Raw genomic sequence first — 12,065 nt, forward strand, 5'->3', positions numbered from 1 at the left:
TTACCGTCCAGATTTCCCGGTTGCGGACGCGGCCGTGGTGGCCGGGGCCACCTCGACGCCGAGGATCCGGCTGGCCAGCTTCGCCGACATGCCCGCCACGTTGGCGCGCAAATCCAGTTCCACGGCGTCTCTTTCCCGCTTCAATTGCTCGGATGCCATTTGCAACGTCGACATCACCTGCTGCTCGGCACGGGCGCGCGCGTCTTCGACCACCTTACGGCCTTCGGCGCGGGCGTTGTCGCGCAACGACGACGCCTGGACCCGGGCCTCCGTCAGGGCTTCCTCATAGTCAGCCTTGGCGGCGTCGAACTGCTCGGTCGCCTTCTTGTTGTCGGCGGCCGTCTTGGCAACCATGTTGTCGCGCTCGCGCAACACCCGCATGACCGGCGGCACCACGAAGGTGCCGATGACGGCCAGCACGATCAGGAAGATGGCCAGCACAAAGAAGAACGTGCCGTTGGGAACGAGGAAGTTGTTGCCTCCCTCGGCCATCACCTGGCTGGATGCCAGAACGCTCAGACTCGCGTCACCCATCACAGCGAATTAGGTGCCGACGGGTGTGGCGAAGACGAACAGCGCCATGAAGGCCAGGTTGATGAAGTACGCGGCCTCGACCAGACCAACGGTGATGAAGAACGGCGTGAACAGCCGACCTTGCGCCTCGGGCTGGCGGGCGATGCCGGAGACCAGCGCGTTACCGGCAATACCGTCACCGATACCGGCGCCGATCGCGCCACCGCCCATGATGAGTCCACCGCCGATGAGCGCAGCGGCAGCGACTTGGGGGTCCAGAGCCATTCTTATCCTCCTTGATAGCTGGTAGTGGTCTACCAGGCCTCTGTAATGGTGTGTGGGACAAAGCAATACATGATGGTCTCAGTCATGATGCTCCTCGATCTCCATGGCTTGGCTGAAGTAGAGGATCGTCAAGATCGAGAAGATGAACGCCTGGATCGCCCCGACGAAGAGGTCGAAAGCCTTCCAGATCGCGTTGGGCGCCCACATGATGTACGGGGGGAAGAGCGCGATCAGCGCGACCAGGATGCCGCCGGCGAAGATGTTGCCGAAAAGTCGGAGCGACAACGAGATCGGTTTGGCGAGCTCTTCGACCAGGTTGATCGGCGCCAGGAACGCCACGTGGCCCTTGAGCACGGCGAGCGGGTGGCCGACGATGCCGCGGCGCCAGATGCCCGCCACGTGGTAGCAGACGAACACGAACAGCGCCAGGGCCAGAACGTAATTGATGTCTGCGGCCGCGGACTTCAGCAACTCGGTGGTGTGCCCGGACTTGTCGGTGTATTGCAGCGGAAGCACCGACAGCCAGTTGGAGATCAGAATGAACACGAAAATGGTGACGGCCAAAGGCAATACGAATGGCGCGATCCGCATCCCGACCGCACTCTCGATCTGATCGCGCATCTGGACGGTGATGGCTTCCCAGAACAACTGCACACCGCTGGGGACGCCGGTCGACGTGATCTTCGCGCGCAGGAAGAAGGCAAGCGCCAGGACGATCACCGCGGCGATCGCGGTCGACAGGATCGTGTCGGTGTTGACGGTCAACCCGAGCCACTTGGCTTGGTTGTGCTCGCCAACCTCGATCGCGGCGGCCAGGAACGTCGTCTCAGTCATCGGTGCCGTTCTTTCCTTCCGTTCCTTCCGATCCCGCCAGCGCGCCGCCCGCGTCGTCTGCCCAGTCGCCGGCGCGCAGCTTCTTCCAGACCGGAAGAGCCGTCGATGCCACCAGCAAGATCTGGAACAGCGCCAAGCCGAACACGACGCCCAGGCCCGCGGGCCGGAAGATGTAGGCGATGACCAGCCCGATGACGGTGATGACGGCCAGCCGGGTGGCCGAATTCAGCGCCATCGTGCTTTTCATCGGATGCTCTTTGGCGGTGATCGACGCGACGGAACGACGCACCAGAAGGGCATTGAGCAAACCAAGCAGCAACCCGACGCCGAAGAACACCCCGACCATGAGGTGACCGGTCAGTCCGGCGGCGACGACGGCCGCCGCGGTGACGGCGATGCTGAGCACCAACAGGCGGACCGGTCGGAACGCAACAGAGGGGAACACCAACGGCGCGTCCTGCGCTGGTGTCGTCACTGCAGCACCTCAATCCCAAGTTGGTAGAGCGGGAGTCCCCCGACCGACTGATCGGTGGCCCGCCGAGCGTATCGCACGTCACAGTGGATCCACCCAAGGGGTATCACCCGACGCGAGTCCTCAGCCGACCCGATCGAAACGGCGTCCGACGGACCGGCAATCTGTGCGGCTTTTTGGGCTTCTACCTGCACCGTACCATACGGCGAACCCCACTACTACTAGCTGTCGTAGTCGTCGTCTTCGTACTCTTCCCGCCGGCGCATCAACGGGATCGCGGTCGCGATGCCGGCGACCACGATGGCGCCCAGCATCACCGCGGCGGTGTCGCGCGGATTGAAGAAAATCGTGCTGGCCGCTCCGAACGCGACAATGCCCACCCAGAGGTAGATCAGCAGCACCACGCGGCGGTGGGAATGGCCGATCTGCAGCAGGCGGTGGTGCAGGTGCATCTTGTCGGGGCTGAACGCGCTGCGGCCCGCGCGGGTACGGCGCACGATCGCCAGCAGCAAATCCAGCATCGGCACGAACATGACCGCGACCACCAGCAGGAAAGGTGACAACAGGGCGAACACGTCGCGCGCTCCGTAGGCGTTCTGTGAGACGGGGCCGGCGGCGGTGGTCGAGGCGGCGGCGAGCATCAGGCCGATCAGCATCGAACCGGAATCACCCATGAAGATCTTGGCGCGGTGAAAGTTGTGCGGCAGGAATCCCAGACAGGCCCCCGCGAGCACCACGGAGATCACGGCGGGCGGATAGAAGAGAACATCACCGCCGTGGTCGCGCAGCAGGCCGACCGAGAACATGCAGATCGCCAGCGCGGTGATCAGCCCGAGCCCCGCCGCCAGTCCGTCCAGCCCGTCGACGAAGTTCATCGCGTTCACGATGGACACCGTCAGCGCCAACGTGAGCAGGATCGACGACGCCTGGTCCAGCACGATGGTGCCGACTCCGCCGATCGGGATGTAGAGGACGCTCCAGGCCACGCCCATGGTGACCAGCACGCTGGCTGCGGTGATCTGGCCGGCGAACTTCGTCAGGGCGTCCAGGCCCCAGCGGTCGTCGATGAGCCCGATGCCCATGATCACCGCGCCGGCCACCAGCACCGCCGGCATGCCCGTCGAATAGACGAAGCCGCGGGTCAGCGCAGGAAGCTGCGACGCCAGGAAGACGGCCGAGATGACACCGAGGAACATCGCCAGCCCGCCCATGCGCGGGGTCGGGGTCACGTGCACGTCGCGTTCCCGCGGATAGGCGACGGCCCCGAGCCGGGTGGCGAGCACCCGCACGGGACCGGTCGCAAAGTACGTGATGATCGCGGCGGTCAGCCCCACGAGGGCAAGCTCGCGCAGCGGGACACCGGCGCCGCGGTCAGCCAGGGCGAGCAGGCCATTGGCGAGGTTGGCTACGTCGCTGGCCGGGTCGCTGGACACGTCGAGACCGTACTGCACCAACCTGGCAACGACAGAACCGCTCCGGTCAGGCCTGGGCGGTCAGGCTTTCGGGATCCACTCCGAGCACTTCGGCGATCCGTGCGGCGCTCACCGGACCGGGTCGCAGGATGCGCGGGGCGGCACCGGTCAGGTCGACGATCGTCGAAGCGGCCTGTTGCTCGGCCGGTCCCGCGTCGAGGTAGACGTCGACGAGGTCGCCGAGCTGTTCTCGGGCCTCGCCGGCGTCGACCGCAGGCGGGCGGCCGGAAACGTTCGCGCTGGATACCGCCATGGGTCCCACCTCGCGCAACAGCTCGATGGCCACCGGGTGCAGCGGCATCCGCAGCATCACGGTGCCGCGGGCGTCGCCGAGGTCCCATTGCAGCGACGGCGCCTGCGTCACCACCAGGCTCAGCGCGCCCGGCCAGAACGCGCGGATCAGCTCGCGGGCCCCGCCCGGCATGGTGTAGACCAGGCCCTCGATGGTGTGCCAGGAGCCGACCAGCACGCCGACCGGCATGTCCCGGCCGCGGCCCTTCGCGGAGAGCAGGGCCGTCACGGCGGCGCTGTTGAAGGCATCGGCGCCGACGCCGTACACGGTGTCCGTCGGCATGACGACCAGGCGGCCACCCTTGATGGCGCCCGCCGCCGAGGCGATTCCGCGCGCACGCCGGTCGGGATCGGCGCAGTCGAAGACTTCACTCACCGGCGCCACTCCTTCGGGCCGTCACGAATCGCGGCCGGCCGGCCAGGTCTTTACGCTTCGCGATTTCTCCGAAAAGCGCTGTCCTGCGGACCAATTCGACGGTCTCCGCCGAGGTGGTGTCGTCGTGTTCGACGGCGAAGACGCCACCCGGACGCAGCCAGCGCCCGGCCAGCTCGACGATCGGGCCGATCACCGCCATCCCGTCCGGGCCGCCGAACACGGCGTGGTGTGGATCATGTTGGGCCACTTCAGGTTCCACGGGTGCGACGTCGGGGACGTAGGGCGGGTTGGCCACCACCACGTCGACACCGCCGTCCAGTTCCGGCAGGAGGCGGGGCACGGTGACGTCGGCCCGCACGAGTTCGACCGCCGTGCCCGCCGCGTTGCGGCGCGCGAACTCGAGGGCGGCCTCCGAGTCGTCGACGGCGATGATCCGTGCCCCAGGGTTCAACTGAGCCAGCGCCACCGCCAACGCGCCGGATCCGGTGCACAGGTCGACGATCACGGGCCGGGAAGGGAGGCGTTGTTGGCTGATCCACGCCAAGAGGGCTTCGGTTTCCGGGCGCGGTATGAAGACGCCGGGGCCGACCTGCAGCATCAGCGGCCCGAACGCGGCCGTCCCGGTGAGATGCTGCAACGGCACCCGCCGCGAGCGCGCGGCCACGACATCGCGGTAGCGGCTGAAGAAGTCGTCGCCGGGCGAATCGAGCAGGGCCAGCCGGCCGCGCTCGGTTCCCGTCACGTGCGCGGCCAGCTCCTCGGCATCCCAGCGGGCGGAGGCGATCCCCGCTTCGGCGAGCGTCGCCGCAGCGGAATCGATCGCGCGCCGCACGGCACTCATGCCTGTTGCAGCCGGGATTGTTTGTCGGCGGCGCCCAACGCATCGAACATCGCGTCGAGGTCCCCGTCGAGCACCTGATCGAGATTGTGCGCCTTGTAACCGATCCGGTGGTCGGTGATCCGGTTCTCCGGAAAGTTGTAGGTGCGGATTCGTTCGCTGCGGTCCACGGTCCGAATCTGGCTGGCTCGATCGGCCGACGCGTCGGCCAGCGCCTGTTCTTCGGCCAGGGCCTGCAGGCGAGCGGCCAGCACCTGCAACGCGCGCGTCTTGTTCTGCAGTTGCGAGCGTTCGTTCTGGCAGGTCACCACGATCCCGGTGGGCAGGTGCGTGATGCGGACCGCAGAGTCGGTGGTGTTCACACCCTGCCCGCCCTTGCCGGACGAGCGGTACACGTCGATGCGCAGATCCGACTCGTCGATCTGGACCTCACCCACTTCTTCGGGCTCGGGATAGACCAGCACGCCGGCCGCCGAAGTGTGCACCCTGCCTTGGGATTCCGTCACCGGGACGCGCTGCACCCGGTGCACCCCACCCTCGAACTTCATTCGCGACCACACCCCGTCGGCGGAGTCACCCTTGCTGGCGATGGACAGCGTCGCGTCCTTGTAGCCGCCGAGATCCGACGTGGTCTCGTCCAGCACGGTGACGTTCCAGCCGTGTCGCTCGGCGTAGCGGATGTACATCCGGGCCAGGTCCGCGGCGAACAATGCGGATTCTTCGCCGCCCTCACCGGATTTCACCTCGAGCACGATGTCGTCGGCGTCATGCGGGTCGCGCGGGGCCAGCATGTCGGTCAATTGGGTGTCCAATTCGGCGACCCGCGACTCGAGTTCGGTCACCTCGTCGGCGAAAGAGTCGTCGTCGGCGGCCAATTCCCGCGCGGTCTCCAGATCGCCGCGCGACGACTCCAGCTTGCGATAAGTGGCGACGATCGGGGCCAACCGGGCGAACCGGCGACCGGCCTTGCGCGCCTCGGCGGGATTGCTGTGCAGGTCGGGATCCGCTAGCCGTTGCTCGAGCTCGGCGTGTTCGGCCAGCAGCACGTCAATCGTCTGCATCGGCTGCGTCACCTCTCACCTCCTGCCCCGTTCAGCCGCATCCCATTGCCGCAAACGCAAACCGACGCCCGGCCTGTGCTTCGTGCACAGTTCGGGCGTCGGCAATGCAGCTATTTGTCGGTGTTGTCCGCCGCGGCACCCTTGCGCTTGCCGTACCGCTTCTCGAAGCGCGCCACCCGGCCGCCGCTGTCCAGAATCTTCTGCTTGCCGGTGTAGAAGGGGTGGCACTGCGAGCACACCTCGACGACGATGTTGCCGCCGGCCTTGGTGCTGCGGGTGGTGAAGGTGTTTCCGCACCCGCAGTGCACGGTGGTCTCCCCGTAAGCGGGGTGAATGTCAGATTTCATGCTGTCCTCTTCGATCTTGTCGAGCGTCGATTATGCCAGGTCAACCACTGTCCCCCAAAACAACGGGGTTCGCTGTGGCATTCCCGTGGCTGGGGCGGGGCGGCGGCTATGGCCGGCGGTTGCCGCGAGACATAAACCATTGCGGGGTCTGTGGGCGTGTCCTGTTCGTGGTTTATGTGTCGTGACCGACCGGTCCACCGCCGGCTAGTCGTTGTCCATCGATCCCGGCGTGGTCTTGGAGACCTGCACCAGGAACTCGTAGTTGTTCTTCGTCTTGCGCAGCTGGGACATCAGCAGGTCGATGGCCTGGTGCGAGTCCAGGCCCGACAGCACGCGGCGCAGCTTGTGCACGATCGCGAACTCGTCCGGCGATAGCAGCAGCTCGTCCTTGCGGGTACCGGAGGGGTTCACGTCGACCGCCGGGAAGACCCGTCGCTCGGAGATCTTGCGGTCCAGCTTGAGCTCGGCGTTACCGGTGCCCTTGAACTCCTCGAAGATGACCGTGTCACCGGTGGAGCCGGTCTCGACCATCGCGGTGGCGATGATCGTCAGCGATCCGCCTTCCTCGATGTTTCGTGCCGCACCCAGGAATCGCTTCGGCGGGTACAGGGCGGTGGAGTCGACACCACCGGACAGGATCCGGCCCGACGCGGGTGACGCGTTGTTGTAGGCACGGCCGAGGCGGGTGATCGAGTCAAGCAGCACCACGACGTCCTTGCCCTGCTCGACGAGCCGCTTGGCGCGTTCGATCGCCAGCTCGGCGACCGACGTGTGGTCCGACGGCGGCCGGTCGAAAGTGGAGGCGATGACCTCGCCCTTGACCGAGCGGGTCATGTCGGTGACCTCTTCGGGCCGCTCGTCGACAAGCACGACCATGAGGTGGCATTCCGGGTTGTTGCGGGTGATCGCGTTGGCGATGTCCTGCAGGATCGTCGTCTTACCCGCCTTGGGCGGGGACACGATCAGGGCGCGCTGGCCCTTGCCGATCGGCATGATCAGGTCGATGACCCTGGTGGTCAGCCGATCCGGGGTGGTCTCCAGGCGGAGCCGCTGATTGGGGTACAGGGGCGTCAGCTTGCTGAAGTCGGGGCGCTTTTTCGCGTCCTCGACCGGACCGCCGTTGACGCTGTCCAGGCGGACCAGCGGGTTGAACTTCTGCCGCTGGTTGGGCTGTTCGCCGTCCTTGGGCACGCGGACCGCGCCGGTCACCGCGTCGCCGCGGCGCAGGCCGTTCTTCCGCACCATGTTCATCGAGACGTAGACGTCGTGCGGACCGGCCAGGTAACCGGAGGTGCGGACGAACGCGTAATTGTCGAGCACGTCAAGGATGCCGGCGACCGGCTGGACGACGTCGTCCTCGCGCAGCTCGGTGTCGCCCCCTTCGCCGGACCGCTCACCGCGGCGTCTGCGATCGCGGAAGCGGCGCCCACGGCGGCCCTGACGGCCCTCGCCGTCGTCGTCTTGCTGGTTTTGCTGGTTCGAGCCGCCTCGACCTTGCTGGCCGCCCGAGCCCTGCTGATCCCCGCTCTGGTCGCCGCCGGAATCCTGGCCGCGCTCCTCACCCTGGGAGTCACGCTTGCCGCCCTGACGGGTGCCCCCCTCGCCGGCGGCCCCGCCCTCACGATTGCGTGTGCGTTCGCCGTCGGAGTCGTCGCCGCCGCGGGCGGCGCCGGGCTCGCGGGAGGCGCTGCGCCGTTCGCGTCGGGGCGCTTCGGTGGTCGAACCGTTCTGGTGGTCCTCGCCGGCCGGCGCTTCGGGGGCGGCGGTGTCGGACTTGCCGCTCTCCTCGGGGGCCGCGGGGGCGGAAGTCCCGTTGGACTGTCCCCTGATTTCCTTTATGGCGGCGATGAGTTCGTTCTTGCGCATGCCCGACGTCCCCTTGACGCCGACTTCGTTAGCCAGCGCGCGCAGTTCGGGAAGCACCATGGTGGACAGGGAGCCAACAGGGGCATTGATTTTGCCGTCGGATGTGTCTGGGGTCACGGCGTTCGACACCTCATTGCTGTCGGTGCTCGCGTCAGCCGTGAACAGGTCCGTATCGGTCACGGATTTCCTTTCTTCCCCCGCTGAACAGGTCATCCGGGGGTTTCGTTGCATTCAGCAAATCGCCGAGTGCGCCCAAATATCGACTGTGCAACGGTGATCGCCTTAGTCGGCGGAGTAAGCGGCGAACCTCGTTCACGAGAAGAATTGGTGTGTCCTAGCGGCAAGGCAGTATGGATGCAGATGCAGATGCTGCGATTGCTGGACGGAACCGAGGATAGCCCGCATCTTTGTTGGAAGCAAGCAAACCCTCCGGCCACGCTGTGGATCAACCGGAGACTGTGACGCCCGGGCTCCAGCGAACTCCTTCGCCGGCGGTCATCTCAGTGAGGGCAAATCCATTGGCGGCCCCGTACTCCACCACTTCCGAGGGCAACTCCGGCGCTGTGCTGAGCGCAATCAGTGCTGGACCCGCCCCGGAAAGTGTCGCCGACACGTTATGACGCCGGAACAGGCGCAAATATTCCGCGGAACCGGGCATCGCCGGGGCGCGCTGGGGTTGATGCAGCACATCTTCGGTGGCCGGCATCAGCAGGTCCGGGCGTTCGGTCAGCGCTACCACCAGCAAGGCGGCGCGGCTGACGTTGAACCGCGCGTCGTCGTGACTCACCTGGGCGGGCAGCAGCACCCGGGTCTCCGCGGTCAGGGAACGCTGCTGGGGTATGGCCGCGTACAGGCGGATGTCGGGGTGAAGCCGCAGCGGCACCGCCGCATACCGTGGCCGGTCACCGGAGGCGTCGATCCAGGACACCACCGCACCGCCCAGCACGGCGGCGGCGGCGTTATCCGGGTGGCCCTCGAACTCCGAAGACAGCTGAATCAGCTGCGCGTCGCTCAGCGGTTTCGAATCACACTGCGCGACAAGGCCGTTCGCCGCCGCCAGGCCGCCGACCACGGCCGCCGCGGACGAGCCAAGACCGCGGGAGTGTGGGATGGCGTTGCGGCAGCGGACCACCAGGCCCGCGGCCCGGACGCCCGCGGCCCGCAGCCCGCATTCGATGGCGCGCACCACCAGGTGTTCGGGGCCCCGGGGCACCTGCGCGGCGCCCTCGCCCTCGACCAGCACTTCCAGCCCAGAATCGGTTGTCTCCACGACGATTTCGTCGCTGAGACGCAACGCCAGGCCGATGCTGTCGAAACCGGGACCCAGGTTGGCGCTGGACGCCGACACCACGGAGCTTGCCACCAGCCCGGCGGGCAGCATCTGGGACGTCATTTCTTACGCCAGCCCCAGCTTCTCGACGACGAGCACCGGATCGACGGGCAGCGGGGACACGGTGGGCATATCCCTCAGCGCCGTGTCCGGGTCCTTGAGGCCATTGCCGGTCACCGTGCACACCACCGTGGAGCCGCGCGCCACCCAACCGTCGTCGACGGCCTTGAGCAGACCGGCGATGCTGGCCGCCGACGCGGGTTCGACGAACACGCCCTCACTCTCGGCCACCAGGTGGTACGCGGCCAGGATCTCGTCGTCGGTGGCGGCCAGGAACCGGCCGTTGGACTGCTGCTGCGCGTTGACCGCGGCCGCCCACGACGCGGGCGCACCGATGCGTATCGCGGTCGCGATCGTTTCCGGGTGGCTGACCGGTGCGCCGTGCACCAGGGGCGCGGCCCCGGCCGCCTGGGTGCCCAGCATGCGGGGCAGCTTGTCGATCACGCCGTCGTGGTGGTATTCGGTGTAGCCCTTCCAGTACGCGGTGATGTTGCCCGCGTTGCCGACCGGGAGGGCGTGCACGTCCGGCGCGGCGCCCAGCGCGTCGACGATCTCGAACGCCGCCGTCTTCTGGCCCTCGATGCGTACGGGGTTGACGGAGTTGACCAACGCGATCGTCGGGAAGTCCGCGGCCATCTTGCGGGCCAATTCCAGGCAGTCGTCGAAGTTGCCGTCGATCTGAATGATCTTGGCGCCGTGCATGACCGCCTGTGCCAGCTTGCCCATCGCGATCTTGCCCTGCGGGATGAGCACCGCGCAGGTGATGCCGGCGCGGGCGGCGTACGCCGCCGCGGACGCGGAGGTGTTGCCGGTCGACGCGCACAACACGGCCTGCTGGCCGCGCGCCAGTGCGTCGGTGACCGCCATGGTCATGCCCCGGTCCTTGAACGAGCCGGTCGGATTGAGGCCCTCGACCTTGAGATGCACCGTGCAGCCGGTCTTCTCGGAAAGGCGCGTCGCCGCGATCAGCGGGGTGCCGCCTTCGAGGAGGGTGACCGGCGTCCAGTCATCGCCGATCGGCAGGCGGTCCCGGTACGCGGCGATCAACCCCGGCCACGGCTGGTGCACGGCGGTGCGCGGGACGCTCATCGGCCGGTCTCTTCCAGTCGCAGCACACTGGTGACGCCCTGCACGACATCCAGATCCGCCAGCGCGTCGACGGTTTCGGAGAGCGCGGCATCGGTGGCGCTGTGGGTGACGACCACGACGCGGGCTCCCACCCGCCGCCCGCCTTCGTCCACCACGCCCTCCTGGCGAACCTCGGCGATGCTCACCTCACGCTTGGCGAACTCGGCCGCCACCGTGGACAACACACCCGGCTTGTCGGCGACGTTCATGCTGACGTAGTAGCGGGTGGAGATCAAACCCATTGGGGCGACAGGAAGTTGGGCGTACTTGGATTCCTTCGGCCCACGGCTGCCCAGCACCCGGTTGCGGGCGGCCATCACCAGGTCGCCGGTGACCGCGGACGCGGTGGGGGCGCCGCCCGCGCCCTGACCGTAGAACATCAGCCGCCCGGCCGCCGCGGCCTCGACCACGACCGCGTTGAACGCGCCGTTGACCGTGGCCAGCGGATGCGACAGCGGCACCAGCGCCGGGTAGACGCGGGCCGACACCCGTTCCTGACCGTCCTCGGTGGTGACGCGCTCGCAGATGGACAGCAGCTTGATGGTGCAACCCAACGACCGCGCGGAGGCGAAGTCGGCCGGGGTGATCTTGGTGATGCCCTCGCGATAGACGTCGTCGGCGGTCACCCGGGTGTGGAAGGCGATCGACGCCAGGATCGCGGCCTTGGCCGCGGCGTCGTAGCCTTCGACGTCGGCCGTGGGGTCGGCCTCGGCGTAGCCAAGTGCGCTCGCCTCGGCCAGGGCGGTGTCGTAGTCGGCGCCGGTGCTGTCCATCGCGGACAGGATGTAGTTGGTGGTGCCGTTCACGATGCCGGCGACCCGCAGCACCGTGTCCCCCGCCAGCGATTGGGTGAGCGGGCGGATGACCGGGATGGCGCCCGCGACCGCGGCCTCGAAATACAGGTCGACGTGGGCGTTTTCGGCGGCCTGCGCCAGCTCCCCGGTGGAGGTCGCCAGCAGCGCCTTGTTCGCGGTGACGACCGACTTGCCGTGCTCGAGCGCGCGCAGGATGGCCTTTCGCGCCGGTTCCACCGGCCCCATCAACTCCACGACGATGTCGACGTCTTCGCGGGAGACGAGCTCCTCGACGTTGTCGGTGAGCAGCTCGATCGGAACGCCGCGGTCGGCGGCGACCCGCCGGACTCCGACGCCGCGCAACACCAGGGGCGCGCCGACACGAGCCGCGAGATCGT

The 12,065-nt window shown here is 67.5% G+C and carries 13 protein-coding genes; all 13 read right to left on the minus strand.

Going from position 1 to position 12,065, the window contains the following annotated elements; all coding sequences use genetic code 11:
* Positions 1 to 534 carry a F0F1 ATP synthase subunit B gene (locus tag A9X05_RS10520; protein ID WP_067747716.1) on the minus strand — a complete coding sequence of 178 codons (534 nt, stop codon included), beginning with the start codon at positions 532 to 534 and terminating at the stop codon, positions 1 to 3.
* 9 nt (positions 535 to 543) lie between these two features.
* Complete coding sequence (locus tag A9X05_RS10525) at positions 544 to 792, minus strand: F0F1 ATP synthase subunit C (protein ID WP_024636915.1); 249 nt, start codon at positions 790 to 792, stop codon at positions 544 to 546.
* An 84-nt stretch (positions 793 to 876) separates the two neighbouring features.
* The gene (gene atpB, locus A9X05_RS10530) at positions 877 to 1,632 is read right to left on the minus strand and encodes a F0F1 ATP synthase subunit A (RefSeq protein ID WP_067281249.1); all 756 of its coding nucleotides are present in this window, start codon (positions 1,630 to 1,632) and stop codon (positions 877 to 879) included.
* Positions 1,625 to 2,107 carry an ATP synthase subunit I gene (locus A9X05_RS10535; RefSeq protein ID WP_067747714.1) on the minus strand — a complete coding sequence of 161 codons (483 nt, stop codon included), beginning with the start codon at positions 2,105 to 2,107 and terminating at the stop codon, positions 1,625 to 1,627. The genes atpB and A9X05_RS10535 overlap by 8 nt, the downstream gene beginning before the upstream one ends.
* Before the next feature lie 218 nt (positions 2,108 to 2,325).
* Positions 2,326 to 3,555 (minus strand): glycosyltransferase family 4 protein, encoded by a 1,230-nt coding sequence (locus A9X05_RS10540; protein ID WP_067747712.1) that lies wholly within the window; start codon positions 3,553 to 3,555, stop codon positions 2,326 to 2,328.
* A gap of 28 nt (positions 3,556 to 3,583) precedes the next feature.
* Positions 3,584 to 4,243: an L-threonylcarbamoyladenylate synthase gene (locus tag A9X05_RS10545; RefSeq protein WP_067747766.1), complete on the minus strand. Its 660-nt coding sequence runs from the start codon at positions 4,241 to 4,243 to the stop codon at positions 3,584 to 3,586.
* Positions 4,236 to 5,084 carry a peptide chain release factor N(5)-glutamine methyltransferase gene (prmC, locus tag A9X05_RS10550; RefSeq protein WP_067747710.1) on the minus strand — a complete coding sequence of 283 codons (849 nt, stop codon included), beginning with the start codon at positions 5,082 to 5,084 and terminating at the stop codon, positions 4,236 to 4,238. The genes A9X05_RS10545 and prmC overlap by 8 nt, the downstream gene beginning before the upstream one ends.
* Complete coding sequence (gene prfA, locus A9X05_RS10555; RefSeq protein ID WP_067781116.1) at positions 5,081 to 6,154, minus strand: peptide chain release factor 1; 1,074 nt, start codon at positions 6,152 to 6,154, stop codon at positions 5,081 to 5,083. Before prfA ends, prmC begins: the two co-directional genes overlap by 4 nt.
* A gap of 98 nt (positions 6,155 to 6,252) precedes the next feature.
* Positions 6,253 to 6,489, minus strand: coding sequence for a 50S ribosomal protein L31 (gene rpmE, locus A9X05_RS10560; RefSeq protein WP_067781119.1), 237 nt, complete (start codon positions 6,487 to 6,489; stop codon positions 6,253 to 6,255).
* 204 nt (positions 6,490 to 6,693) lie between these two features.
* Complete coding sequence (gene rho, locus A9X05_RS10565) at positions 6,694 to 8,535, minus strand: transcription termination factor Rho (protein WP_067781122.1); 1,842 nt, start codon at positions 8,533 to 8,535, stop codon at positions 6,694 to 6,696.
* A gap of 265 nt (positions 8,536 to 8,800) precedes the next feature.
* Complete coding sequence (gene thrB, locus A9X05_RS10570) at positions 8,801 to 9,748, minus strand: homoserine kinase (RefSeq protein WP_197499005.1); 948 nt, start codon at positions 9,746 to 9,748, stop codon at positions 8,801 to 8,803.
* Positions 9,749 to 9,751: 3 nt separating this feature from the next.
* Complete coding sequence (thrC, locus tag A9X05_RS10575) at positions 9,752 to 10,834, minus strand: threonine synthase (RefSeq protein WP_067781125.1); 1,083 nt, start codon at positions 10,832 to 10,834, stop codon at positions 9,752 to 9,754.
* On the minus strand, positions 10,831 to 12,065 hold a 1,235-nt coding region (locus A9X05_RS10580; RefSeq protein ID WP_067781128.1), incomplete at its 5' end, for a homoserine dehydrogenase. The genes thrC and A9X05_RS10580, both read right to left, overlap by 4 nt.

The sequence above is a fragment of the Mycobacterium sp. E3298 genome, assembly GCF_001666895.1.
In the GTDB taxonomy this organism is placed as follows: domain Bacteria; phylum Actinomycetota; class Actinomycetes; order Mycobacteriales; family Mycobacteriaceae; genus Mycobacterium.